At 69.4% G+C, this 24,218-nt stretch carries 24 protein-coding genes, 1 tRNA gene and 1 rRNA gene; 3 read left to right on the forward strand and 23 right to left on the reverse strand.

The features are described 5' to 3' along the window. Window positions 1–67: 67 nt before the first annotated feature. Window positions 68–144: transfer RNA gene (locus ACWA14_RS09825), tRNA-Pro, on the reverse strand. 118 nt (window positions 145–262) lie between these two features. Between ACWA14_RS09825 and ACWA14_RS09830 the strand changes: the two genes are divergently transcribed. Genes ACWA14_RS09830 through ACWA14_RS09840 form a run of 3 tightly spaced genes read left to right on the forward strand, consistent with a single transcriptional unit; the run spans window position 263 to window position 1,804 of the window. Continuing rightward, window positions 263–718: a hypothetical protein gene (locus tag ACWA14_RS09830; protein ID WP_463792910.1), complete on the forward strand. Its 456-nt coding sequence runs from the start codon at window positions 263–265 to the stop codon at window positions 716–718. Window positions 719–759: 41 nt separating this feature from the next. Beyond that, a complete protein-coding gene (locus ACWA14_RS09835) occupies window positions 760–1,434 on the forward strand; it encodes a lysoplasmalogenase family protein (protein ID WP_463792912.1) in 675 nt (224 codons plus the stop codon). Then, window positions 1,427–1,804 (forward strand): RNA-binding S4 domain-containing protein, encoded by a 378-nt coding sequence (locus ACWA14_RS09840; RefSeq protein WP_463792914.1) that lies wholly within the window; start codon window positions 1,427–1,429, stop codon window positions 1,802–1,804. Before ACWA14_RS09835 ends, ACWA14_RS09840 begins: the two co-directional genes overlap by 8 nt. Window positions 1,805–1,841: 37 nt before the next feature. On the opposite strand, the gene ACWA14_RS09845 is transcribed toward ACWA14_RS09840, so the two are convergent. The 22 genes from ACWA14_RS09845 to rrf form a co-directional block, all read right to left on the reverse strand. Next, entirely contained in the window at window positions 1,842–2,765 is a 924-nt protein-coding gene (locus ACWA14_RS09845; RefSeq protein WP_463792916.1) for an NUDIX domain-containing protein, read from the reverse strand. Between the two features lie 74 nt (window positions 2,766–2,839). Beyond that, entirely contained in the window at window positions 2,840–4,360 is a 1,521-nt protein-coding gene (der, locus tag ACWA14_RS09850) for a ribosome biogenesis GTPase Der (RefSeq protein ID WP_463792918.1), read from the reverse strand. Further along, window positions 4,353–5,036: a (d)CMP kinase gene (gene cmk, locus ACWA14_RS09855; RefSeq protein ID WP_463792919.1), complete on the reverse strand. Its 684-nt coding sequence runs from the start codon at window positions 5,034–5,036 to the stop codon at window positions 4,353–4,355. The genes der and cmk overlap by 8 nt, the downstream gene beginning before the upstream one ends. Beyond that, window positions 5,029–6,120, reverse strand: a complete 1,092-nt coding sequence (locus ACWA14_RS09860) for a prephenate dehydrogenase (RefSeq protein WP_463797419.1) — start codon at window positions 6,118–6,120, stop codon at window positions 5,029–5,031. Before ACWA14_RS09860 ends, cmk begins: the two co-directional genes overlap by 8 nt. Before the next feature lie 56 nt (window positions 6,121–6,176). Further along, window positions 6,177–6,986 carry a pseudouridine synthase gene (locus tag ACWA14_RS09865; RefSeq protein WP_463792921.1) on the reverse strand — a complete coding sequence of 270 codons (810 nt, stop codon included), beginning with the start codon at window positions 6,984–6,986 and terminating at the stop codon, window positions 6,177–6,179. A 49-nt stretch (window positions 6,987–7,035) separates the two neighbouring features. Continuing rightward, on the reverse strand, window positions 7,036–7,635 hold the full coding sequence (gene scpB / locus ACWA14_RS09870) for an SMC-Scp complex subunit ScpB (protein WP_463792924.1): 600 nt from the start codon (window positions 7,633–7,635) through the stop codon (window positions 7,036–7,038). After that, window positions 7,625–8,491, reverse strand: coding sequence for a segregation and condensation protein A (locus ACWA14_RS09875; RefSeq protein ID WP_463792926.1), 867 nt, complete (start codon window positions 8,489–8,491; stop codon window positions 7,625–7,627). The genes scpB and ACWA14_RS09875 overlap by 11 nt, the downstream gene beginning before the upstream one ends. Continuing rightward, window positions 8,475–9,308 carry a ParA family protein gene (locus tag ACWA14_RS09880; RefSeq protein ID WP_463792929.1) on the reverse strand — a complete coding sequence of 278 codons (834 nt, stop codon included), beginning with the start codon at window positions 9,306–9,308 and terminating at the stop codon, window positions 8,475–8,477. Before ACWA14_RS09880 ends, ACWA14_RS09875 begins: the two co-directional genes overlap by 17 nt. Window positions 9,309–9,435: 127 nt before the next feature. Continuing rightward, window positions 9,436–10,791: an ABC transporter permease gene (locus ACWA14_RS09885; protein WP_463792930.1), complete on the reverse strand. Its 1,356-nt coding sequence runs from the start codon at window positions 10,789–10,791 to the stop codon at window positions 9,436–9,438. Beyond that, complete coding sequence (locus ACWA14_RS09890) at window positions 10,788–11,468, reverse strand: ABC transporter ATP-binding protein (RefSeq protein WP_463792931.1); 681 nt, start codon at window positions 11,466–11,468, stop codon at window positions 10,788–10,790. The genes ACWA14_RS09885 and ACWA14_RS09890 overlap by 4 nt, the downstream gene beginning before the upstream one ends. Then, window positions 11,465–13,048, reverse strand: coding sequence for an efflux RND transporter periplasmic adaptor subunit (locus tag ACWA14_RS09895; protein WP_463792933.1), 1,584 nt, complete (start codon window positions 13,046–13,048; stop codon window positions 11,465–11,467). The genes ACWA14_RS09890 and ACWA14_RS09895 overlap by 4 nt, the downstream gene beginning before the upstream one ends. Then, the gene (locus ACWA14_RS09900; RefSeq protein WP_463792936.1) at window positions 13,048–14,067 is read right to left on the reverse strand and encodes a hypothetical protein; all 1,020 of its coding nucleotides are present in this window, start codon (window positions 14,065–14,067) and stop codon (window positions 13,048–13,050) included. Before ACWA14_RS09900 ends, ACWA14_RS09895 begins: the two co-directional genes overlap by 1 nt. A 137-nt stretch (window positions 14,068–14,204) precedes the next feature. Next, on the reverse strand, window positions 14,205–15,107 hold the full coding sequence (gene xerD, locus ACWA14_RS09905; RefSeq protein ID WP_463792938.1) for a site-specific tyrosine recombinase XerD: 903 nt from the start codon (window positions 15,105–15,107) through the stop codon (window positions 14,205–14,207). A 2-nt stretch (window positions 15,108–15,109) separates the two neighbouring features. Beyond that, window positions 15,110–15,703 (reverse strand): NUDIX domain-containing protein, encoded by a 594-nt coding sequence (locus tag ACWA14_RS09910; protein ID WP_463792941.1) that lies wholly within the window; start codon window positions 15,701–15,703, stop codon window positions 15,110–15,112. After that, window positions 15,696–17,411 carry a CTP synthase gene (locus ACWA14_RS09915; protein WP_463792943.1) on the reverse strand — a complete coding sequence of 572 codons (1,716 nt, stop codon included), beginning with the start codon at window positions 17,409–17,411 and terminating at the stop codon, window positions 15,696–15,698. The genes ACWA14_RS09910 and ACWA14_RS09915 overlap by 8 nt, the downstream gene beginning before the upstream one ends. A 17-nt stretch (window positions 17,412–17,428) precedes the next feature. After that, complete coding sequence (gene recN, locus ACWA14_RS09920) at window positions 17,429–19,120, reverse strand: DNA repair protein RecN (protein WP_463792946.1); 1,692 nt, start codon at window positions 19,118–19,120, stop codon at window positions 17,429–17,431. Then, window positions 19,117–20,037 carry an NAD kinase gene (locus ACWA14_RS09925; protein WP_463792947.1) on the reverse strand — a complete coding sequence of 307 codons (921 nt, stop codon included), beginning with the start codon at window positions 20,035–20,037 and terminating at the stop codon, window positions 19,117–19,119. Before ACWA14_RS09925 ends, recN begins: the two co-directional genes overlap by 4 nt. Continuing rightward, a complete protein-coding gene (locus ACWA14_RS09930; protein ID WP_463792948.1) occupies window positions 20,034–20,831 on the reverse strand; it encodes a TlyA family RNA methyltransferase in 798 nt (265 codons plus the stop codon). Before ACWA14_RS09930 ends, ACWA14_RS09925 begins: the two co-directional genes overlap by 4 nt. Further along, the gene (locus tag ACWA14_RS09935; RefSeq protein ID WP_463792951.1) at window positions 20,828–21,004 is read right to left on the reverse strand and encodes a hypothetical protein; all 177 of its coding nucleotides are present in this window, start codon (window positions 21,002–21,004) and stop codon (window positions 20,828–20,830) included. The genes ACWA14_RS09930 and ACWA14_RS09935 overlap by 4 nt, the downstream gene beginning before the upstream one ends. Window positions 21,005–21,102: 98 nt before the next feature. Then, window positions 21,103–22,140 (reverse strand): HAD-IIA family hydrolase, encoded by a 1,038-nt coding sequence (locus tag ACWA14_RS09940; protein ID WP_463792954.1) that lies wholly within the window; start codon window positions 22,138–22,140, stop codon window positions 21,103–21,105. Then, window positions 22,140–23,972 carry a primosomal protein gene (locus ACWA14_RS09945; RefSeq protein ID WP_463792955.1) on the reverse strand — a complete coding sequence of 611 codons (1,833 nt, stop codon included), beginning with the start codon at window positions 23,970–23,972 and terminating at the stop codon, window positions 22,140–22,142. The genes ACWA14_RS09940 and ACWA14_RS09945 overlap by 1 nt, the downstream gene beginning before the upstream one ends. 71 nt (window positions 23,973–24,043) lie before the next feature. Then, window positions 24,044–24,160, reverse strand: a 5S ribosomal RNA gene (gene rrf, locus ACWA14_RS09950). Window positions 24,161–24,218 lie beyond the last annotated feature (58 nt).

Consider the following 24,218-nt stretch of genomic DNA (forward strand, 5'->3'; position numbering starts at 1 on the left):
GGAACAGGTCGGCGTTCTCCGGACATGCAGAAGGCCCGGAGACTCTCGCGAGTTTCCGGGCCTCATCTGGTCGGGCTGACAGGATTTGAACCTGCGACCCCTTGACCCCCAGTCAAGTGCGCTACCAAGCTGCGCCACAGCCCGTTGTTCTGCGCTCTCGCGCAGGCAACTCCACTATCTTAGCCGCACAGGGCCGCGTCCGCGAACCGGCCCGTCGCGGGGTGTCGGACGTGTCGGAGACCGAGCCGACTAGCGTGGACACATGACCGACGAACACCCGAGAATCGACGATCCCACGCTCGGCCCCCTCGTCCGGGCGACGACGGAGCTGACCGACGGCGAGATCCTGACGCACGACTGGTTCGTCGGCACCGTCTCCACAGCACACGGCGACCTGGAGATCATGATCGAGGGCACCACGGTCGACGAGGTCTCCCGCCTCCTCCCCCGCGCACGCGAGGTCGTCGCCGGCATCGATCCTCTCCGCCGTCGAGCCTCGGACGCCGTCGTCGCCTCGTTCAGCCAGGGGGACCCCGAGCAGCACGAGCTCGACGACGCGGCATCCGATCTCGTCCTCGAGACCATGGAGGCGTCGGCGGACGGCACGATCGTCCTTCATCTGATCGACACCTGCGGCGAGCACTTCCCCGACGGCTATTGGCCGGCGGTGCACCTCGCCCCGGACGACGCCGTCGTCTCTGTGACGGTCGAGTCCTGAGCGCTTCCCGGCCTGCTCGGGCGCGACCGTACGATGGGGCGATGCGACGACGCCGCTCGATCACGGCCCTTACCTGGTCGTTCGTGCCCTACGCGCTCGTTTCGGCTGTGCATGTGGTCCTCCTCGCCGCCGAGAGCGACGTCGCCGATGTGACGAAGGTCGCACTGATGCCGCTGCTCGCCGTGCCGGTGATCGGGGCCGCGCGCCGCCTGCGGCCCGCGACTGCCATCGCTCTCCTGCTCGCTGCGCTGCTCTTCTCCTGGATAGGAGACAGCGCCGGCGTCTTCCTACCCGCCGGTGCCGAACTGCCCGTCATGCTGGGTTTCTTCGGCCTCGCACACATCGCGTACATCGCGCTGTTCGCCCGCCGTCTGGCGCGGCGACGCCTCCCGTGGTGGGCCCTGACCTACGCGGTCTGGTGGATCACGCTGATCATCCTGCTGGGGCCGCACACGGGAGACCTCTTCCTCGCAGTCGCGGCGTACGGCCTCGTCCTGGCCGCCACGGCGATACTGTCTGCGCGCTGCTCACGTCTGATCGCGACCGGCGGCGCCTTCTTCCTCGCCAGCGACACTCTCCTCGCCCTCCGCCTCTTCCTCCCGGGCGGGCTCCCGGAGTGGAGCGACCCGGCCATCATGTCGACCTATACGCTCGGGCAGGGACTGATCGTGGCGGGAGCACTGCTCGCGCTGCAGAGGAGGAGCGAGGATGCCTGATTCCGTCCGCGTCGACAGCTGGCTGTGGGCGATCCGGATCTACAAGACCCGATCCGCAGCGACCACCGCATGCCGTGCAGGACATATACGGGTGAACGGCGACAAGGTGAAGGCCGCACAGGCGGTGCGCATCGGCGACGAGGTGCGCATCCGCATCGCGGGATTCGACCGGATCCTCATCATCCGGCAGCTGCTCGTGAAGCGGGTCGGCGCCCCGGTCGCCGTCGCGGCATATGAGGATCAGACGCCGGCACGCGAGCCGCAGGCCGCTCTCGGTCTGCGGGACCGAGGAGCCGGGAGGCCGACGAAACGCGAGCGCCGCGACATCGATCGTCTCCGCGGTCGCGACGACGACGTCTCCACGGGCTGAACCATCCCGAGACATGCACCCGCGGGGCGACCCGGAATCAGTGATCCAGGAGACTGCGCAACCACCGCACGGATTCGACGCGCGCGCCGACGTGCTGAACCCGATCGCGGAGCTCCCGGTCGCTGGTGACCACGACGACTCGCCGCCCGTCCGCCACACGCCGCCGGGCCTCCTCGACGATCGCGTCGTCGCCCTCACCCGGGGCGCGCACGATCTCGACAGCGTCGCCCGCAGCAGAACCCGCACCAGCACCCGCGCCATCCGCCAGGGCTCGTGCCTGCCCCTCGACCACGAGCGCGACCTCGGGGAACCAGAGCGTACCGCCCACGCCGAGGGCCTCCGCCGGCACCGCCAGATCGACGAGCTTCGTGCGCAGTCTGTCGGCCGCTCCGGCGCGATCCTTCCACCAGCCGTCCGGCTCGGATCCCACGACGTTCGCGCCGTCCACGACCACGGCCGACCGGACAGCGAGCAGTTCGCGGAGCAGGGGCCAGGAGTCACCGAATCCCGGATGCAGCGGACGTTCGGCGACCTCGTCGAGCGGTACCCACTCGAGCGCGACGCTCTCCGGGTCGCTGATCACGGGCTCGAAGGGCACGAGGACGTCGGCGACGACCGTCGTGTATGACCAGATGCCGAGATCCAGCACGCTGGTGAACCGGGCGCGCGTGGAGTCGTCGGGAACGCCGGCTTCTTCCTGCGCCTCGCGCAGGGCACCGACGAGGGCGCTCTCCCCCTCATGCAGCGCGCCGCCCGGGAGCCCCCAGGTGCCGCCGAAGTGACTCCACGCCACACGATGCTGCAGCAGCACACCACGAGCCGCGTCGACGAGCAGGAGTCCCGCGGCGCCGAAGCGGCCCCAATACCGCTCACCCGACGGGGCCACCACCCACGCATCGCCGGGATTACGGGGCCCGTCAGGGCGACGCGGTTCACCGGCAGCAGGAGGAACGATCGTCACGCCCCCAGCCTTTCACAGGCTCAGCCGTTCGGCATCCGATCCGAAGCAAAGCGGACACCGAACGGCCGTCGGGATCAGCGCTGGCGCTTCTCCCGGACTCGCATGTTGATGACGATGGGGGTGCCGTCGAATTCGTACAGCTCGCGCAGACGACGCTGGATGAATCGGCGGTAACCGGGGTCGAGGAACCCGGTCGTGAACAGCACGAACGTCGGCGGACGCGTCGACGCCTGGGTGCCGAACAGGATGCGCGGCTGCTTGCCACCACGCAGCGGGTGCGGGTGCTCGGCCACCAGTTCCGCGAGGAACGCGTTGAACTTCCCTGTCGGGATGCGGCGGTCCCAGTTCTCCAGCGCGGTCTCGAGCGCCGGGACGAGCTTGTCCAGGTGACGTCCGGTCTTCGCCGAGATGTTCACGCGGGGTGCCCACGCGACGTGCGCGAGGTCCTGCTCGATCTCGCGCTCGAGGTAGTGACGGCGGTCCTGGTTCTCCAGGTCGTTGTCCGTCAGACGGTCCCACTTGTTGAAGGCGAGCACGAGAGCACGGCCCGATTCGAGGACGAGATCGATGATGCGCACGTCCTGCTCGCTGATCGTCTCCGACACATCGAGGACGACCACGGCGACCTCGGCCTTCTCCAGCGCGGCCGAGGTGCGCAGCGAGGCGTAGAAGTCGGCGCCCTGCGCCATGTGCACGCGGCGGCGGATACCGGCCGTGTCGACCAGGCGCCACAGCTTGCCGCCGAGCTCGACGATCTCATCGACCGGGTCACGCGTGGTGCCGGCGAGTTCGTTCACGACCACGCGCTCTTCGCCCGCCGCCTTGTTGAGCAGCGAGGACTTGCCGACGTTCGGGCGGCCCAGGATCGCGACCCGGCGGGGGCCGCCGATCTCGGCCTTGGCCACGGCGGACACCGTGGGGAGCGTCTTGAGGAGCGCGTCGAGCAGGTCGGCGACACCACGACCGTGGATCGCGGACACCGGGTGCGGCTCGCCGAGCCCCAGGTTCCAGAGAGCCGCGGCTTCGGGCTCCTGGCGGGCGTCGTCGATCTTGTTCGCGACGAGGAACACGGGCTTGCCGCTCTTGCGCAGCAGCTTGACCACGTGCTCGTCGGTCGACGTGGCGCCGACCATCGCGTCGACCACGAACAGCACGACATCGGCGAGATCGATGGCGACCTCGGCCTGCATCGCGACGGAACGGTCGATGCCGCGGGCGTCGGGTTCCCAGCCTCCGGTGTCGACGAGCGAGAACCGGCGGTCGGCCCATTCGGCCTTGTACGTCACGCGGTCGCGGGTCACCCCTGGGGTGTCCTCGACGACGGCCTCGCGGCGGCCGAGGATGCGGTTCACGAGCGCCGACTTGCCGACGTTCGGTCGTCCGACGATCGCGACGACGGGCAGAGCGGGGAAGAACTGGATGCCGTCCTCGCCGAGGGTGATGCCGGCCAGGAGGGCGGCATCCTCATCGTCGAGGTCGTAGTCCGCGAGACCGGCGCGCAGGGTCTCCGCGCGGGCTTCGGCGAGCTGCTCGTCGAGCGACTCCATCTTCTCCGCGAGACGGTCGGGGCCGCCTTCGTATTCGTCATCAGCCATGGTGTACTCCTCGGATTCGTTCGATCACCGAAAGCACGGCGTCGATGGTCTGGGGGAAATCGAGCTCCGTCGAGTCGACGATCTCGACGCCGTCCGCGGCGTTCAAGAAGTCGACGACGGCGCTGTCGGAGGCGTCGCGCTTGTGCAGGGCGGCAGCGACGGCATCCGCGTTCTCGCCGGCGAGTTCGCCGGCGCGTCGAGCGGCGCGCACTTCGGGCGCCGCGGTGAGCAGGATGCGCACGGGCGCATCAGGGGCGACGACGGTCGTGATGTCACGGCCCTCGACGACGACAGCGGGGTATGACGCCTCGGCGACGAGCGAGCGGAACAGCTCGTTCACCTGCGCGCGCACCTCGGGCACCCGGGCGACGCCGCTCACGGCGCCGGACACCCGGGGTTCGCGGATCGCGTCCGTGACGTCGGTATCGCCGACGCGCACCCCCCGATCATCGGGGTCGAGACCGAGGTGCACGGGGAACTCGGAGGCCGCGGCGCGCACGGATGCGGCGTCCTCCGTGTCGGCGCCCTGCTCGAGCACGTGCCAGGCCAGCGCACGATAGGCCGATCCGGTGTCGAGATACCCGAATCCGAGACGACGAGCGATCTCCTTCGAGACGCTCGACTTCCCGGAACCCGCCGGCCCGTCGATCGCGATGAACTTCGTCGCATCAGTCATTCGTGTTCCCCGCAATCCGCCAGCCGCGCTCCTGCAGCCCCGTGACCGCGCCGTGCAGCGCCGCCGGCTCGACGCTGATCTCCGCGAGGCCGAACTGCGCCCCGGGCGAGTGCTCGAGTCGCAGGTCTTCGACGTTGACGCCGAGTTCTCCGAGCTCTCCGAAGAGCCGTCCGAGCTGCCCCGGGGTGTCGTCGATCATCACCACGAGCGACTCGAAGCGCTGGTTCTGTCCGTGCTTGCCCGGCAGCCGATCGACGCCGTCGTTGCCGTGGCGGATCGTCTCGGCGACCACGCGCCGAGCACCGGGAGCGCCGGGATCGCGCAGGGCATCCGCGACCTGTCGAAGGTCTGCGGCGAGGGAGTCGAGGATCTCCACGACGGGTCCGGCGTTGGCGCCCAGGATCTGGACCCAGAGCTCGGGCGCGGACGCCGCGATGCGGGTGGTGTCGCGGACACCCTGACCGGAGAGACGCAGCGCTCCCTCCTCGGCCTCGGCGAGACGCCCGGCGAGGAGGCTGGCGACGACCTGCGGCACGTGCGAGGTGAGCGCGACGGAGCGGTCGTGCTCCTCGGGCGTCATCTCCAGCGGCATGGCGCCGACGTCGAGCGCCAGCGCCTCCACGAGGGCCAGATCCGACGCCCTGGTCTCCTCGTCCCGGCAGACGACCCAGGGGCGTCCCATGAACAGGTCGGCACGCGCGGAGATCGCGCCCCCGCGCTCACGGCCGGCGAGCGGGTGCGAGCCGATGTAGCGCGTCAGGTCGACGCCGCGCGCCCGCAGCTCGCGGAAGGGCTCGAGCTTCACGCTCGCGACGTCGGTCACGACCGCGTCGGGATAGCGCTCGAGCTCGGCCTGGATGACATCGGCCGTGACGTCCGGCGGGACGGCGACGACGATCAGTGCGGGACGATCGTCGTCGGTCGCCGCGCGTCCCGCGCCGTAGTCGATCGCGAGGCGGAGCTGGGCGGGAGAAGCGTCCGTGAGCACCACGTCCGTGCCCTTCGTGCGCAGCGCATGCCCGATGCTGGAGCCCAGAAGACCGGCCCCGACCACGCGCACCGTGCCGGAGAGACGCGGCTCCACGGACCCGCGGGGCGCAGCGGACGACGGCTGGCGGCCCGTGGGCACACTCGTATCCGTCACGCATTCTCCTGATGGTCGCCTGATGCCTCAGCGGCACCGGAATCACGGCGCGACAAGGTGAGAAGCGCGCCGAGTTCGATTTTACCCAGTTCGCGCGTCTTTCCCGCCGGGAGCGTTCCCAGGTGGAGTGGGCCGAACTGGCGGCGCACCAGTTCGGTCACCGGGTGGCCGACCGCGGCGAGCATACGGCGGACGATCCGGTTGCGTCCGGAGTGCAGCGTGAGCTCCACGAGGCTCGATCCCCGGGAGCTGTCCAGCAGGCGCGCCTTGTCTGCTGCGATCACGCCGTCCTCGAGCTCGACGCCCTTCGTCAGGGTGCCGATCGTCTGCGCGGTGACGTTGCCCTCGACCTTGGCGATGTACACCTTCGTCACGCCGAAGGAGGGGTGCGCGAGCACGTGCGCGAGTTCGCCGTCGTTCGTCAGCAGCAGCAGTCCGCTGGTCTCGGCGTCGAGGCGGCCGACGTTGTACAGACGCTCCTCGTACTTGTCGGTGAAGCGTCGAAGATCCGGCCGACCGTTCTCGTCCTTCATGCTGCTGACGATGCCGGCGGGCTTGTTGAGCATGATGTAGCGCTTCGAGACGTCGAGCTGCACCGCCATCCCGTCCACGTCCACGAGATCGGTCGCGGGGTCCACACGACGACCGAGCTCGGTGACCGTGATCCCGTTCACCCGGATGCGCCCCTCCACGATGTAGTCCTCGACCACGCGGCGGGAGGCGACGCCGGCAGCGGCGAGCACCTTCTGCAGGCGGACGCCCTGGGGGGCGTCGGTGGAGTCGGTGGAGGCGTCGAAGCCGCTCATCGGATGGTCCCTTCGTTGAAACTGGATAGTTGTCGGGCGGGTGCCGAGGTCATCGGATCACGCCCTCATCGAAGCCGTCGGCGCCGTCGTCGAGCAGCGGCGAGATCGGGGGAAGATCGTCGAGGGAGTTGATGCCGAGGTGCTGCAGGAGGGCATCCGTCGTCCCGTAGTTGATGGCGCCGGTCTCGGCATCGGCGAAGAGCTCCGTGATCAGACCGCGCGCGAGCAGCGTGCGCACGACCGAGTCGACGTTCACCGCGCGGATGGACGCGACCTGGCTGCGCGTCACCGGCTGCTTGTAGGCGATCACCGCGAGGGTCTCGAGCGCGGCCTGCGAGAGCCGGGCCGGAGCCTGCCCGCCGACGAACTCCGCGACGAGGTCGTCGTGGTCCTCGCGCACGTACAGTCGCCACCCGCCGCCGACCTCGCGCAGCTCGAATCCGCGACGCGGACCCTGCCCCCGGCCGTCGTAGTCGTCGACCAGGGTCTCGATGGTCTGACGCACCGCCGCGACCGGCGCTCCCACTGCCGCGGCGAGGGCGACGAGTCCGAGCGGCTCGTCGATGATCATCAGGATCGCCTCGATGCGCTCCGAGAGAGGGGTGTCGCGCACGATCTCGTCCGTCGCGGCCGTCGCATCATCGGTCATAGTCGGCTCCCAGCGTCGCCAGTGTCTCGTCCGACCAGGAGTCGGCTGCCCAGCGCAGCGTGAGCTCGCCGAGCGGTTCCAGTTGTTCGAAGGACAGTGCCGCGTGCCGGTACAGCTCCAGCACCGAGATGAAGCGGGCCACCACGATGCCCGGTTCCCGCACGCCCGAGACGAGCTCGCGGAAGCTCAGCGATTCGGTGCCTCGCAGCAGCGTGACGACGATCGCGGCCTGCTCGCGGATGCTGACCAGCGGAGCGTGCAGGTGGTCGAGACCGACGTGCGGGATCTCCTTGGGCGCGAAGGCCAGCAGCGCGAGAGCGGCGAAGTCGTCGGCGGTGAGAGACCACACCAGCTCGGGTGTCTTGCGTCGATGCTTCTCGTCGAGCCGGACCGCACGGACGTGTCGACGATCCTCCCGCCGGAGGCACCGGGCGAACCACGCCGAGACCTCCTTGAAGGCGCGGTACTGCAGCAGACGGGCGAACAGCAGGTCGCGTGCTTCCAGGAGAGCCACGGATTCGGCATCGACGAGCTCACCCTGGGGCAGCAGACCCGCGACCTTCATGTCGAGCAGCGTCGCCGCGACCACCAGGAACTCCGATGCCTGATCGAGCTCCTCCTCGTCGCCGAGGCCGCGCAGGTAGGTGATGAATTCGTTCGTGACCGCGCTGAGAGACACCTCGGTGATGTCCATCTCGTGCTTCGAGATGAGGGTCAGCAAGAGGTCGAACGGGCCGTCGAAGTTCGACAGCGCGACACGGAATCCCTCGGCGGCCGGTTCCTGAACCGACTCGACCGGCTCAGCGGCCGCTTCGACGGAGCTCTCGACGATGCTCTCGTCAGGCGACGGCGCCACGGGCGACCAGCTCCCGCGCCAGCCGCAGGTACGCCTGCGCGGCAGCGTGCTCCGGTGCGAACTCCGTGATGGGCACACCCGAGACCGATGCATCCGGGAACTTCACGGTGCGGCCGATCACGGTCTCCAGCACATCGTCGCCGAACGCCTCGACGACGCGCTCGAGCACCTCGCGCGAGTGCAGGGTGCGCGGGTCGTACATCGTGGCGAGCAGACCGTCCATGGTGATCGACGGGTTCAGACGGTCGCGCACCTTGTCGATCGTCTCGATGAGCAGCGCGACGCCGCGCAACGCGAAGAACTCGCACTCCAGCGGGATGATGACGCCGTGCGCCGCCGTCAGCGCGTTGACGGTGAGCAGCCCGAGCGAGGGCTGGCAGTCGATCAGGATGACGTCGTACTCCCCCGTGACCTGGCGCAGGACACGGGCGAGGATCGTCTCACGGGCGACCTCGTTGACGAGGTGCACCTCGGCGGCAGAGAGGTCGATGTTCGCCGGCATCACATCGAGACCCTCGACACCCGAGGCGACGATCGCGTCGTGCGCGTCGCGCTTGGTGTCGAGAAGGAGGTCGTAGACGGTCGGCACGTCGTGCGTCTGGATGCCGAGCCCGGCCGACAGCGCGCCCTGCGGGTCGAAGTCGACCGCCAGCACCTTGCGTCCGTACTCCGCGAGCGACGCCGCGAGGTTGATGGTGGTCGTCGTCTTGCCGACGCCGCCCTTCTGATTGCACAGGGCGATGATGCGCGCGGGGCCGTGGGATTTCAGCGGCTCCGGAGTCGCGAACCCGTGATACGGGCGGCCGGTGGGTCCCATGGGAGTGTCGTCGGCTTTCTGTGCCTTCGCCCTGGACTTCGCTCTTTCAGCCACCGATTCTCCTGCTCCTTCGTGCTTGATCGATTGTAGCGGCCAGCCCCTTCCCCGTCGTCCCGGCGCGCCAGCGTCACGCGCCGCGCAGCGCAGCGACCGGCTCGATGCGTGCGGCGCGTCGCGCCGGATACCAGCCCGAGGCCCACCCGACACCCGCGCCGAGGACGGCTCCGGCGATGGCGACGAGGGGGTCGGTCACCGGAGCCCACCCCTGCACAGCGGCCACGATGATCACCGCGATCACGCCGACGGCGGCGCCGATGATGCCGCCGATGAACCCGATCACGATGGACTCCACCATGAACTGCGCGCCGATCTGACGGCGCGTCGCCCCGAGGGCGCGGCGCAGGCCGATCTCCCCGATCCGCTCCATGACCGAGAGCAGGGTCACGTTCGCGATCCCCAGCCCACCCGCGAGCAGGGCGATCACCCCGAGGATCAGGAAGACCACGTTCACGTCCGCCTGCACGTTCCGGCTCAGATCCGAGGATGCCGCCGGCGCGCGCGCCTCGAGAGACTCCGGATCGTCGGGCTGCAGGGCGAGCACCGACTGCTCGGCGACCTGCGGTCCGGCCCCGACGACGATGTGGATCGCGAGCTCGGACGGCGCCGCGAGCGCGAAGTCCGCCCGCGCGGTGCCCTGCGGGATGATCACCGAGTCCACGAGATCGGAGCGCCGGTCCATGCCGTCCACGATCCCGATGACGGCGTAGGCGACCCCCGCGATGAAGACCGAGGGCTGCGAGTCGATCCGGTTGATGCCCATCCGCTCGGCCGCCCGCTGCCCCAGGACCGCCACGCGATCTCCCCGGGAGTCGTGCCCTTCGTCGAAGAAGCGGCCGGTCACGAGCGTGCCCTCCGCCGCATCGAGCAGGTCGGCGGTGGTCGCGAACAGGCGCGGAGAGGCCGCGATGGGGGCGGACGGGTCGTTCACCGGCACCGCCGTGATCGTCTCGCCATCCGCCAGGGCGACCTCGCCGATCAGCGCCGCGCCGTCGACGCCCGCCAGCAGCCGCACACGCTCGGGCGCATCCCAGGGCAGCCGTCCGGCAGCCACCGTGGTGTTCTGCGCCCCGGACTGCGCCTTCGCCGCGGTCACCACGACCTGGGTCGCCGCGACGCCGTCGAACTGGCGTGCGATCTGCGCGGCCGCGGTCTGGGCGAAGCCGAGCGTCGCGACGAGTGAGGCGATGCCGAGCACGGTGCCCAGGATGGTCATCACCAGTCGAGCAGGGCGCGAGCCGATGTCCGCGGTCGCCTCGGCCACGAGATCCTGGAACGTGAAGCGGTCGGCATGCGCCACCGCGGGCAGCAGCACCGTGGTCGATCCGGCCGGCGCGGGATCGGCCTCCGATACCGTGACCTCGTCGTCGGGCGGCAGGGCGTCGGCGGGCGACGAGGACCTGCGCCGCCAGGGCCTGCGCGTCACAGTTCGCTCAATCTGCCGTCGGTGATCCGGATGCTGCGGCGGGCGCGCTGGGCGACCGCGTCGTCGTGCGTGATGACGATGAGGGTGAGCCCGTCATCGTTGAGCTCTTCGAAGAGCTCCATGACCTCGCCGGATGTGCGCTGGTCGAGGTTGCCGGTCGGTTCGTCGGCGAGCAGCAGCTGCGGGCCGCTGACGACGGCGCGCGCCACCGCGACGCGCTGCCGTTCTCCACCGGACAGGGAGCTCGGGAAGAAGTCGATCCGATGCCCCAGACCGACGCGGGTGAGCGCGGCCCTCGCCCTCGCCTCCCGCTCTCGTCGTGGGACGCCGCTGTACAGCATCGGCATCAGCACGTTGTCGAGCACGGTGCGCCGCGGGAGCAGATGGAACGACTGGAAGACGAAGCCGATGAAGCGGGCGCGCACCGCGGCACGCTCATCGTCGCTCAGGTCGCCGGTCAGCGAGCCGGCCAGCCGGTACTCCCCCACACTCGGGCGATCCAGCAGACCCAGCAGATTGAGCATCGTCGATTTCCCCGACCCGCTCGGGCCCACGATCGAGATGTAGTCCCCGGGTGCGACCGAGAGCGACGCCGCCTTCAACGCCTGCACTTCGGGAGGGCCGGGGAACGACCTCGTGACGTCGCGGAGCTCGACGAGCGGCGGTGCCGGCGTCACCGGCCCACCACCACCAGATCGCCCTCGTCGAGATCCTCATCCACGGGCGTCACTTCCACGGCGCCCTTCGCGGCGAGACCCGTCTCGACGACCACGATGCGGGTCTCGGCATCCTTCCCGTCGCGGGGATCGGAGTCGACGACCTCGATCCGCGATTCGCCTCCGGGGCCGGCGGTGAGGGCCGCCAGCGGCACCGAGAGCACATCGCCCTCCGTCGCCCCGACCGCGATCCGCACGCGTACATTGCTGCCCTGCAGCTGAGTGATCTGCTCGGCGGTGAGGGCATCCGGTTCCAGCAGCACCTCCCACCGCGCCGCGTCGTCCTTGCCGGGCTTCAGCTCGGAGATCACCGCCCGGTGCTCCGCGCCGTCCGGCAGGTCGAACACGGCCTCGGCGCCGACCGCGAGCAGACGCGCGTCGGCATCCGCGGCCGCACCCGTGAGACGCACAGTGGCACCGGAGACCGTCATGGCGGCCCCCGACAGGATCGATCCGCGCTCCACGGTCACCGCGTCCACGCGCCGAGGCAGTTCGGTCAGGTAGAGCACCTCGCTGGAGGGCAGGTAGGGCAGCACACTCCGTCGGGCGTCCTCGAGCGCTTCCTGGGCGGAGGTCACCTGCGCCCGAGCCGCATCGAGAGCCGACCTCTCGGCTCCGGTGTCCTTCGCGGCATGGAGCTGATCGCGCTCCAGGCGTGCGGTCTTGAGATCCCACTCCGCCTGTTGCACGCCCTCCCCGGCGGCCTTCGCCGCCGCGAGCGCCTGCTCGGCCTGAGCGACCTTCACGTCCGCCTGCCAGGCGTCCACCGCGCTCGGCCCGGCCCCGGCAGCGTTCACGGCCTGCTGCGCCTGCGTCACGCCGCTTTCCGCAGAGCGCACGCCCTCCTCCGCGCTCCGGACCGCGTCGGATGCTCCTTCCTCCGGCGCCGGCGCGGGATAGCCGACCTGCGCGTACAGCTGTCCGACCGCGTCCGCCGTCGCGCGGTCGAACACGTTCGAGTTCACATCCCCCGCGTCGATGCCGAGACCGACCAGCGCCTGCTTCAACTGGATCACGTCCGGCCCCGAGACTCCGTAACGCAGCGTCCGGTATGCCGGAAGCTCGCCGGGCAGCACGATGACCGGGCGCCCGACCACCTCGAGTGCGACGGAGAGCGGATTCAAGGTCGCCCCGACCTCGGGGACCTGTCCGGTGACCACGGCGGCGCCGGAGATCGCGGAGCTGTCGAGCGTGACCTCCACCGCATCCGCGTAGCCGACATCGGCACGCAGCGTGACGTCGTTGCTGAGGGGGCCGAACTCGACGGGCACGGTCACCAACCCGGCGTCGGGCGCGTCGGCGCTGGAGGCGTCCGGGGTGAACAGGAAGCGTCCCACCAGCAGCCCCGCCACCAGGCACACGACGGCGGCGAGAGCGACGATCCACAGCGTGCGATTGCCGCTGACGACGCGCCTCCAGCCACTCACCCGGGACATGTCAGCATCCTCGACGGCCTCGGTCTCGACGATCTCGTCGTCGACGGCGGGGCCATCGGTCAGCTCGGCGGGCAACTCCGTGGTCGGTGCGTCTTCCTCACGCATCACTTGCTCTGCTCGGCAGCAGCCTTGAACGCGTCGAGCTCCGCCTTGTTGTCGGCGATGAACTTCTCCTCGTTCGCGAATTGGATCTTCAGCGACTCCTCGAGGTATGAGGTCTTCTCCCGGCACTCGAGATCAACCAGCGCGAGTTCGATCTCACGCTCGCCCAGCGCCTTCATCTCCGGGCTCTCGCTCGGGTCCACGAAGTCCGTCGATTCCGGATCGATCGCTTCCGAGCCGTCGCCGTAGGCGCTCTCGTACAGAGCGGTCTGCTCATCGGCGATCGACTGCATCGCCTCCGTCTGCATCGTGAAGCCCGGCTCGCCGGCGTCCGCCATGCACGTGGCCCACTCGGCATTCAGCTCGGCGAGCTCCGGGGACTCCTGGGACGACGTCCACAGCTCCTCCATCTTCGTGCGCAGGTCCGCGAACTCATCGCTCTGCCAGACGTCGTCGCCATCCACTTCGTGCTGCGCCCACCCCTGGCAGCCGGCGGTCTCCCAGTTGTACTCGTAGCTGCCGTCCTCGCTCATCTCCTCCTCCGTGGGAGACGGGCCGTAGAGCACCTCGTAGAACGCGGTCTGCTCCGACTCCGACAGCGACTCGACGTAGTCCTGGTTCGGATCCACGTACTCATCCTCGGTGGGGTCCCCCTGCTCCTCGCTGAACGGGCTGGTCACCATGCCGTAGCCGTACTTCTCCACCCATTCGCGCTTCTCGGGCTCCCACTGCCCGTCGGAGTCCGACACCATCATGCCGGTGCTGCTGACGTTCGGCGAGTACTCGAAGCCCTCCTCGGTCATGCATTCCGCGACGAGCTCCTCGACCTGACGCTGGTTCTCCTCGGCCTGCTTCTGCTGCTCCTCCGGGGAGAGGTCACCGCCCCACGCCGCCGCCACGTACTGGTTCAGCGGGGAGTCCTCGTAGGTGAGTCCGTCGTCTCCGGGAGCGCCGGAGCATCCGGCGAGGACGAACACCATGGCGGTCGCCGCGAGCGCGGCAAGAGGACCGGTGGAACGCATGTGAGGACTCCTTTGTGCGGCCGACGGAAGTCGGAAGTCCCCAGATTAGACAATCGTCTGGATTTTCCGCGTCCCCCTAAAGGATGACCTCCACCGCGTCGATCGGATCGGACCGGGTGGCGGAGTCCGCGGCCGGCTCAGCGCGCGCGCGGGTGCGATGTGGCGTAGATGTCACGCAGCGCGTCGACGGACACGTGCGTGTAGATCTGCGTCGTGGCCACCGACGCATGCCCCAGCAGCTCCTGCACGACGCGGACATCGGCGCCGCCCTGCAGCAGGTGGGTGGCGAACGAATGACGCAGGGTGTGCGGCGAGACATCCGCGGTGATCTGCGCCCGTTCCGCGGCCGAACGGATCACCAGCCAGGCGCTCTGACGCGAGAGCGGGGCGCCGCGCAGCCCCAAGAACAGACGGGCGGAGGCGCGGCCGTGGGCGGCCAGCTGCGGACGAACGCGGGTCAGGTATGCGTCCACCGCGGTGCGGGCGTACGACCCGATCGGCACGATGCGCTCCTTCGACCCCTTGCCGCGCAGCCGGAGCACGTCGCCGTGGGCGAGATCGTCGACGTCGAGGCCCACCGCCTCCGACACCCGGGCACCGGTCGCGTACAGCAGCTCCAGCAGTGCACGATCGCGGATGCCGAGCGGCTCCTCCGCTGACGGGGCGGCAAGCAGGCGCTCGACCTGATCGATCGTGAGTGCTTTGGGCAGCCGACGACCGGCCTTCGGCGGGCGCAGTCGGCCGCTCGGGTCATCGACCTCGATCCCCTCCCGCACGAGGAACCGGTGCCAGCTGCGGACGGAGGACTGCAGGCGCGCCAGACTCGACGCGGCCGGCGGCGGCACGGTTTCCGCTCGCTCGGCGACGAAGCGGCCGATCACGGCCGGGGTCACGTCCGCCGTGTCGACGATCCCGTCGTTCTCCAGCCAGCGCAGATAGACCTCGAGATCGCGTCGATATGCCGAGACGGTGTGCACGCTCAGACCGCGCTCGATCGTGACATGTCGCAGGTAGGCGTCGAGCGCGCGTTCGAGCTCCATGCTCAGCCCCGGTCGCGACGCCTCTGGGCCGTCGCCAGCACTCCGATGCTGAGGATGCCGTTGCGCATGCGTCCGTCGAGCACCGCCTCCACCGCGTCATCCAGCGGCACCCACTCCACGCGGATGTCGGCTTCCTCGTCCTCCCGGGCGTGTGCCGCCGCGGCGGGCGAGATCCCGGTCGCCAGGAACAAGTGGATGATCTCGTCGTTGCCGCCGGGGGTCGTCCACGAGGAGACCAGCGGCTCCCAGTGCGCGGCCACGAGGTCCGCCTCCTCCGCGAGCTCACGACGGGCGGCCTCCAGGGGCTCCTCCCCCGCGACATCGAGGAGTCCGGCCGGGAGCTCCCAGTCGCGGTGGCGGATCGGATGCCGGTACTGCTGGATCAGCAACACCCGGCCGTCGTCGTCGAGGGCCACGATCGCCACGGCCCCGGTGTGCACCACGTACTGGCGACGGATCTCCCCGTCGCCGTAGCGCACACGGTCATCACGGACGTCCCACACCGCGCCCCGGTACGCCAGATCGCTGTGGAGCACCTCGGGGTCGAAGGGCTCGTCCCGCAGGTCGACCCGGCTTCCCGGATTCGTCTCAGGCATCGGCGCTGACATCGAACAGCTCGCTCGAGCGGTGCCGGTCGATCGCGGCACCGATGAGACCGCGGAACAGCGGGTGCGGTGCGGTCGGACGCGAGCGCAGCTCGGGATGCGCCTGGGTCGCGATGTAGTACGGGTGCACGTCGCGCGGGAGTTCCACGTACTCGACGAGATCGAGTTCGGGGTTCAGACCGGAGAACACCAGCCCGGCCTCCGAGAGGCGGTCCCGATAGGCGTTGTTGACCTCGTAGCGGTGACGATGACGCTCGGACGCCTCAGCGGACCCGTAGAGCTCACGCGCGAGGGAACCCTCCGCGAGAGCCGCCTGGTAGAGCCCCAGACGCATCGTGCCGCCCAGGTCCCCGCCGTCGAGGATCGAGACCTGCTCGGCCATCGTCGCGATCACGGGTTCTGCGGTGTCGGGATCGAACTCGCTCGACGACGCGCCGGCGATGCCCGCCACGTCGCGTGCGTACTCGATCACCATGCACTGCAGCCCGAGGCAGAGTCCGAGCGTGGGGATGCCCTGCTCGCGCGCGAACTTCAACGCGCCGAGCTTGCCCTCGATCCCGCGGATGCCGAAGCCACCCGGCACGCAGATGCCGTCGAGCTCGGACAGCTGCTCCTGGGCGCCCTCAGGCGTCTCGCACCGATCCGAGGGGATCCAGCGGATGTTGACCTTGGTCTCCTGAGCGAAGCCGCCGGCCTTGAGCGCCTCGGTGACCGAGAGGTAGGCGTCGGGAAGATCGATGTACTTGCCCACGAGACCGATCGTGACCTCGTGCTTCGGGTTGTGGACCGCGTGCAGCACCTTGCTCCAGCGGGTCCAGTCGACCTCGTCGGCGGCCTTCTCGTCCAGGCCGAGACGGCGGACGATGTAGGAGTCGAGACCCTGATCGTTCAGCGTCGACGGGATGTCGTAGATGCTCGGCAGATCGACCGTGTTGATGACGCCTTCGGCATCGACGTCACACATCAGGGCGATCTTGTTGCGGTTGCTCGCGCTGACCGGCCGGTCGCTGCGCAGCACCAGGGCGTCGGGCTGGATACCCACCTGACGCAGAGCCGCCACGGAGTGCTGCGTCGGCTTGGTCTTCTGCTCACCGGAAGCGCCCATGAACGGGACGAGGGAGACGTGTACGAAGAACACGCTGTCGCGGCCGAGCTCGTGACGGAGCTGGCGCGCGGATTCGAGGAAGGGCTGCGACTCGATGTCGCCGACCGTTCCGCCGACCTCGGTGATGATGACGTCCGGGCGCGGCTCTTCGCTCGCCTGCAGACGCATGCGCCGCTTGATCTCGTCCGTGATGTGCGGGATCACCTGCACCGTGTCGCCGAGGTACTCGCCGCGGCGCTCGCGCGCGATGACCTGGGAGTAGATCTGGCCGGTCGTGACGTTCGCCGCCTCGGACAGGTTGATGTCGAGGAAGCGCTCGTAGTGGCCGATGTCGAGGTCGGTCTCGGCTCCGTCATCCGTGACGAAGACCTCGCCGTGCTGGAACGGATTCATCGTGCCCGGGTCGACGTTCAGATACGGATCGAGCTTCTGCATCACGACGCGGAGACCGCGAGCGGTGAGAAGGTTTCCGAGGCTGGCGGCGGTGAGCCCCTTGCCCAGAGACGAGACGACACCGCCCGTCACGAAGATGTGCTTCGTGGTGAAAGAGCGCTGCGTGGTGTCGTTCTTGGGTCCCGCTTGAGAAGAGTTCATCACGGGCTTCGATCCTATCAGGCCGTCGGGGCCCCGAGGCTGAGAAGCTCTCGGGCATGGGTGAGTGCGGCATCCGAATCGGTCAATCCGGACAGCAGCCGGGCCATCTCGGCCTCGCGTTCGGCGCCGTCCAGGCGGCGGACGCTCGACGCGGTGACCGCTCCGTCATTGGCTTTCACGACGGAGAGATGGTTGGTCGCGAAGGCGGCGACCTGCGCGAGGTGCGTGACGGCGATGACCTGCGACTTCTCCGCGAGCCGGGCGAGTCGTCGCCCGACTTCGATCGCGGCAGCCCCGCCGATACCGGCGTCGACCTCGTCGAACACGAACGTCGGCACCGGGTCCGTGGCGGCGATCACGACCTCGATCGCGAGCATCACCCGGGAGAGCTCGCCACCCGAGGCACCCTTGGCGACCGAGCGGGGTTCGGCGCCCGGATGCGGGGCGAGCAGGATCGACACGTCGTCGCGCCCGTGCGTGGTCTCGGCACCGGCGGCGACGGCCACGACGAGCCGCGCATCCGGCATCGCGAGGGCGCTGAGCTCCTCGCTGACGGCGGTCCCGAGGCGCTCTGCGGCGGCGGTGCGGGCTGCCGTGAGCGTCTCGGCTCGCGCGTCGAGCTCCGCCCGCACCGCATCGCGCTCAGCGGTCAGCCGCTCGACGCGATCGCCGTCGTCGTCGAGTTCGGCCAGGCGGGCGGATCCGGTCTGCCACACCTCGAGCGCCTCGTCAAGAGAACCGTGGGCGCGGATCAGCACACCGAGCGCGGCGCGGCGCTCCTCCACGGTCGCGAGCTCGTGCGGTCCGGTCTCGTCGAGGTCGGCGAGGTAGGCGGAGATCTGACCGGCGACATCCGCGATGCGGTAGCCGATGTCGGCCACCGTCTCGGCGATCTCCGTGAGCTGCGCATCCGCAGCGCGTTCCAGGGCGCGACGTGCCTCGGCGACCAGCATCGTCGCATCGGGCTCGCCGTCCTCGTTCGACAGCGCACCGTGCGCCAGGGCGGCGGCGGCCCGGAGCTCTTCGGCGTTGGCGAGACGTTCCGCCCGTGCGGTGAGCTCCTCGTCCTCCCCCGCCTGAGGCGCGGTGGCCTCGATCAGTGCGAGAGCGTCTCGCAGCCGCGTGGCCTCTTCGGACCGGCGATCCTGATTCTGGGTGATGTCGGCGATCTCGACGTCGAGATCGCGCCAGCGTGCGAAGGTCGTCGCATAGGCGGTGAGGGCTGAGGCGATCGGCTCTCCTCCGAAACGGTCGAGGGCATCCCGCTGCGCGGCGGCCGACCGCAGTCGGAGCTGCTCCGACTGTCCGTGGACGACGACGAGTTCCTCGGCGAGGGAGGACAGCACGCCGGCCGGTGCTGCGCGCCCGCCGACACTCGCCCGGCTGCGACCTTCCGCGCTGAGGGTGCGCGAGACGTACAGCTCGGCGGTCCCGGATCCTACCGGTTCGAGTTCGCCGCCGGCATCCGAGACGATGTCGGCCACGTCGCCCTGTTCCGGAACGATCCAGACGCCGGCGACCGATGCCTGCCCCGAGCCCGCACGGACGGCGCCGGAATCGGCCCGTTGGCCGAGCAGCAGACCGAGGCCGGTGACCACCATGGTCTTGCCGGCGCCGGTCTCGCCCGTGATGGCTGTGAAGCCCGGCCCGAGCGGCAGCACCGCGTCGGCGATGACGCCGAGCCCCTGGAGGCGCATCTCTTCGATCATGACGGCTTCCCCGGTTCCTGCCCGCGCCATCCCTCGACCGGCAGCTGGAACTTGCGCACCAGACGATCGGTGAAGGCGGTCGGATGCAGGCGCGCCAGGCGGACGGGGCGCGACGAACGCCGCACCACCACGCGAGCGCCCGGGGGCAGCTCGTGTGAGCGTCGACCGTCGCACCACAGGATGCCGGAGCCGCTGGTGCGCTCGAGCATCTCGATCGCGACGGAGGCATCGGGACTGACGACGAGTGGTTTGGCGAACAGCGCGTGCGCCGACAGCGGAACCACGGCGATGGCCTCGACGGTCGGCCAGATGACCGGTCCGCCGGCCGAGAAGTTGTAGGCGGTCGAGCCCGTCGGTGTCGACACGACCATGCCGTCGCATCCGAAGCTGGACAGCGGACGGCCGTCGATCTCGAGGACGACCTCGATCATGCGCTCGCGACTGGCCTTCTCGACCGTCGCCTCGTTCAGCGCCCAGGTCTCGTAGATCACCACGCCCTCGTTGTCCTTGACCCGGACCGACAAGGCGAGGCGGTCCTCGACGTCGTAGTCGCGAGCGATGACACGGCGCACCGCATCGTCCATCTCGTCGCGTTCCGTCTCGGCGAGGAAGCCCACATGGCCCATGTTGATGCCGAGCACCGGGGCGTTGCTGCTCCGCACGAGCTCGGCGGCACGCAGGATCGTCCCGTCGCCGCCGAGGACGATCGCGAGCTCGAGGTCGTTCGGGTCGACGGAGGCGCCGAGCACATCGACATCGGCGAAGATGCTGTCGACCGCGGCGAGCTCGACACGGTCGTCGGCGGCGAGCACCGGGCGCGCTCCCGCTCCCCGCAGCTCCTCCACCACCCGACGGGCGGCCGTCACCGTGTCGGCACGCCCGGCGTGGGCGACGACCAGGATGCTGCGCTCGTTCATCGTCCTCCTGCCAAAGCGTTGATGCGGTCCAACCATTCTGTCGGATTGCTGCCTCGGCCCGATGCGAGATGCACCAGGTACTCCGCGTTGCCGTGGGTGCCGAGGATCGGGGACGGCAAGATGCCGAGCATGCCCAGGCCCGCGTCCCAGGCGTTCCACACGATGCGCGCGACCGCATCCGCACGCGTCGCGGGATCGGTCACGATCCCACCCCGCACTGCGGTCCGGCCGACCTCGAACTGCGGCTTCACGAGGAGCACGATGTCGGCGTCGGGCGCGGCCACCGCGGCCACCGCCGGCAGCACGTGCTCGAGCGAGATGAAGGCCAGATCGCCGACGATCAGTGTGGGAGCGTCGTCTTCCCCGGTCGACTCGGCCAGGTTCTCGGGTGTCATGTAGCGGACGTTGTACCCTTCGACCACGATCACGCCGGGATCGGCCGCGATCACGGGGGCGAGCTGTCCGTGTCCGACATCGACGGCCAGCACGCGCCGCGCTCCGCGCTCACGCAGCACCTGGGTGAAGCCCCCGGTCGACGCGCCCATGTCGAGCGCCAGCCGCCCGGTCACGGGGACTCCGAATCCGTCGAGGGCGGCGATCAGCTTGTGCGCGGCCCGCCCGACGTAGTGGTCGGACGACGCGATGGTGATCTCGGCCTCGTCGCTCACCGGGGCCGAGGCCTTCACGACCGGACGACCGTTCACACTGACGAGACCGTCGGCGATCAGCGTGGCGGCGTGCGTGCGGGAGCGGGCGAGACCGCGAGAGGCGAGGGCGGCGTCGAGTCGCGTCATCGGGTACCGGAGGTCTCCCGCTGATCGAGCTTCGCTCCGCTGTCGAGGCGACGGGACAGCTCGTCGTGCAGCGCCGAGTAGGCATCGGCACGCGCAGGAAGAGGCTGCCCCTCGATCAGGCGCAGGCGACTCCACAGGCCATCGGTCGGCTCATTCGTCGTCACATCGCTCACGCTTCCACTGTACGCGGCGCGCCGGACACGCGCCGGAGGCACGACGACGCCCCGCGCAGACCGGGCCACCGTGATGGTCGGATCGCTCGGGCCCCGCGTCAGGGACGGTGGAACGGATCGTCGTAGAGCCGCTCCGGCACGCGCAGCACGAAGACGGGCGTCCCCGATGCCCAGATCGCGGCAGCTCCGGCACGGAGCAGATCGATCTGATCTCCGGATTCCGCCACGATCTCGACATCGGCGCCTCGGACGCGCACGGCCGCACCGTTGACGGAGAAGACACCGTCCTTCTCGACGGCACGGGGGTACGGCGCGTGGAGATCGCGGAGGTCGGCGAGGATGTAGGTCGGGCGTGAGCCCTCCGGAGCGGCCAGCACGTGCTTGGGGCGGTCGATGCCGGTGAGCACGAGAGCGGAGTCGATTCCGACGCGGCTGGCGCCGAGGATGTCGGTGTCCAGCCGATCCCCGATGAAGAGGGCCTTGCGTGCGGCGAAGCGGTCCACGGCCTCTGCGAAGATGGGGGCTTCCGGCTTGCCCGCCACGGTCGCGAGTCGGCCGATCGCCGTGTGCACCGCCGAGACGAGGGTGCCGTTGCCGGGAGCGACGCCGCGTTCCCGCGGGATGGTCCAGTCGGTGTTGGTGGCGATCCACGGGATGCCGCCTTCATCTTCGGGCACCTTGAGGGCGAACGCCGCCTCAGCCAGGTCGGTCCATGCCACCTCGGGCGCGAATCCCTGCACCACGGCGCGGGGCGCGTCTTCGGCGCTCCGCGTGACCGTGTAACCGGCCTTCTGCACCTCGTCGACCAGCCCGTCGCCGCCGACGACCATGATCACAGCCGGCGCCGGCACGATGTCCGCCAGCAGACGCATCGCCGCCTGCGGACTGGTGACCACATCGCTGGCAGCGACGTCAAGCCCGAGGCTTCGCAGATGCTCGGCGACCGAAGCATCCGTGCGCGAGGCGTTGTTGGTGATGTAGCCGATCCGCGCCGCCTTGGCTGCCTCGTTCAGGCTCTCCACCGCGAACGGCAGGGCGCCCGGACCGGCGTACACGACACCGTCCAGGTCAGCGAGCACCGTGTCGACGCCGTCCAGCGGCGTCGACACATCGCGCTTCCGCGAGAACAGGGCCACTACGCGTCCCGCTCCGACTCCTCGGCCTCGTCCTCGGTCTCGCCGAGAAGCTCGCGCACCTCGTCCTCGACCGTCGGTTCCGGGGCGGGCTCCGGCTCGACATCGGCGACAGCCTCGTCGTCCTCGGCATCGTCGACAGACTCGGCATCCTCGTCCGACACGGAGACGGACTCGTCGTCGTCGATGAACTCGCCCTCGATCAGGCCGTCCTCGATGATGATCTCTTCGTCACCGGCCGCGTCCACACCGAGGGCTTCGGCGGCGACATCGGCGCGATGGGCCCAGAACTCAGCCTCTTCCGTGCGTCCGAGGTCTTCGAGAACCGCTGCACGCGCGGCGAAGAGAGCGGGGCTCCACTCGAAGGCACGGTCAGGATCGAGCTCGGGGATCTCGAGCTCGCCGAGAGCCAGCTCCAGATCGCCCTGATCCAGACGAGCACCGGACATCGCGATGGCGAGAGCCACGCGAACAGGGGTGGGCAGCGCGGCACGATCGACGGCGCGGCCCGTCTCGAGCGCGCGATCGGGACGTCCGATACCGCGTTCGCTGTCGACCATCAGTGCGATCTGGTCATCCTTGCCGGAGATCCGGCGGAAGGTGCGCAGCTCGCGAAGCGCGAGCGCGAAATCCTCCGTCGCATATGCCGTGATGCCGAGCGTCTCGCGCACGATCGCGATGCGGCCGGCACGGCGAGACGCGGCCAGCGCATGCTGGTGCGCCAGAGCCGGATCCTCATCGATCAAGCGCGACGCCATGGCCAGGTGCAGGGCTACGACTTCGGCGTTCTCTTTGCTCAGCGTCTTGAGCTCATTGCGAGCGGACGAGTGGAGATCCTGCGGCGTGACATCGTCCGGAATGACGGGGTCATTGTGACGCGGACGCTCGTCCGCCGCCTGCACCGGACGCTCGCGTCCGGCTCCCCCGCGCTGCGGGTATGCGGAACGACCGCGCTCCCGATCGTTGCTGTCGCGACGGGGAGCAGAGCCACCATCGCGGCTGTAGCCGCCCTCTCGACGCGGGGCCGAGTTGTTGTCGCGGTTGTAGCCGCCCTCGCGACGAGGGGCCGACCCACCATCGCGGTTGTAGCCACCCTCACGACGAGGCGCAGAGTTGCTGTCGCGGTTGTAACCACCCTCACGACGAGGCGCAGAGTTGCTGTCGCGGTTGTACCCGCCCTCACGACGAGGCGCAGAGTTGCTGTCGCGGTTGTAACCACCCTCACGACGAGGGGCAGAACCACCGTCCCGGTTGTACCCACCCTCACGACGCGGCGCGGAACCACCGTCACGGTTGTACCCACCCTCACGACGGGGCGCGGAACCACCGTCACGGTTGTACCCACCCTCACGACGGGGCGCGGAGTTGTTGTCTCGGTTGTACCCGCCCTCACGACGAGGCGCAGAACCACCGTCACGGTTGTACCCACCCTCACGACGGGGCGCAGAACCGCCATCGCGGTTGTACCCACCCTCACGACGAGGCGCAGAACCACCGTCACGGTTGTACCCACCCTCACGACGGGGCGCGGAGTTGTTGTCGCGGTTGTACCCGCCCTCACGACGGGGCGCAGAACCACCATCGCGGTTGTACCCGCCCTCACGACGAGGCGCGGAGTTGTTGTCTCGGTTGTACCCGCCCTCACGACGAGGTGCAGAACCACCATCGCGGTTGTACCCGCCCGTGCGCGGGGCACGATCGGAGCCGCGGTCGTCGCTATTCCGCCGAGGCGCGCTGTCGCGATCGTTGTATGCGGGACGCCCACCAGAAGCGCGGTGACCACGCGACCCGCTGTCGTCGTTGCGACGCGGACGGCGCTGTTCCTCTTCTGGCATGATGCTCCCTATTCTTTCGTGTAAACGCAAAATGGCCACCCAACGATGGGTGGCCATTTTGACTAAAAGGAGTCCGGCGGTGTCCTACTCTCCCACAGGGTCCCCCCTGCAGTACCATCGGCGCTGTGAGGCTTAGCTTCCGGGTTCGGAATGTAACCGGGCGTTTCCCTCACGCTATGGCCGCCGAAACACTATTGATGTTTCAATCAAACACATAACAAAGTCATTGTTGTTATGCGGTTCTCG

It is taken from the genome of Microbacterium sp. TW_SC_2 (assembly GCF_055361165.1).

Coding starts and splice junctions, on each gene's coding strand:
- ACWA14_RS09830 (WP_463792910.1), top strand. CDS start 263: ATGACCGACGAACACCCGAGAATCGACGATCCCACGCTCGGCCCCCTC.
- ACWA14_RS09835 (WP_463792912.1), top strand. CDS start 760: ATGCGACGACGCCGCTCGATCACGGCCCTTACCTGGTCGTTCGTGCCC.
- ACWA14_RS09840 (WP_463792914.1), top strand. CDS start 1,427: ATGCCTGATTCCGTCCGCGTCGACAGCTGGCTGTGGGCGATCCGGATC.
- der (WP_463792918.1), bottom strand. CDS start 4,360: ATGGCTGATGACGAATACGAAGGCGGCCCCGACCGTCTCGCGGAGAAG.
- cmk (WP_463792919.1), bottom strand. CDS start 5,036: ATGACTGATGCGACGAAGTTCATCGCGATCGACGGGCCGGCGGGTTCC.
- ACWA14_RS09865 (WP_463792921.1), bottom strand. CDS start 6,986: ATGAGCGGCTTCGACGCCTCCACCGACTCCACCGACGCCCCCCAGGGC.
- scpB (WP_463792924.1), bottom strand. CDS start 7,635: ATGACCGATGATGCGACGGCCGCGACGGACGAGATCGTGCGCGACACC.
- ACWA14_RS09880 (WP_463792929.1), bottom strand. CDS start 9,308: ATGGGACCCACCGGCCGCCCGTATCACGGGTTCGCGACTCCGGAGCCG.
- ACWA14_RS09895 (WP_463792933.1), bottom strand. CDS start 13,048: ATGCGTGAGGAAGACGCACCGACCACGGAGTTGCCCGCCGAGCTGACC.
- ACWA14_RS09900 (WP_463792936.1), bottom strand. CDS start 14,067: ATGCGTTCCACCGGTCCTCTTGCCGCGCTCGCGGCGACCGCCATGGTG.
- xerD (WP_463792938.1), bottom strand. CDS start 15,107: ATGGAGCTCGAACGCGCGCTCGACGCCTACCTGCGACATGTCACGATC.
- ACWA14_RS09910 (WP_463792941.1), bottom strand. CDS start 15,703: ATGCCTGAGACGAATCCGGGAAGCCGGGTCGACCTGCGGGACGAGCCC.
- ACWA14_RS09915 (WP_463792943.1), bottom strand. CDS start 17,411: ATGAACTCTTCTCAAGCGGGACCCAAGAACGACACCACGCAGCGCTCT.
- recN (WP_463792946.1), bottom strand. CDS start 19,120: ATGATCGAAGAGATGCGCCTCCAGGGGCTCGGCGTCATCGCCGACGCG.
- ACWA14_RS09925 (WP_463792947.1), bottom strand. CDS start 20,037: ATGAACGAGCGCAGCATCCTGGTCGTCGCCCACGCCGGGCGTGCCGAC.
- ACWA14_RS09930 (WP_463792948.1), bottom strand. CDS start 20,831: ATGACGCGACTCGACGCCGCCCTCGCCTCTCGCGGTCTCGCCCGCTCC.
- ACWA14_RS09945 (WP_463792955.1), bottom strand. CDS start 23,972: ATGCCAGAAGAGGAACAGCGCCGTCCGCGTCGCAACGACGACAGCGGG.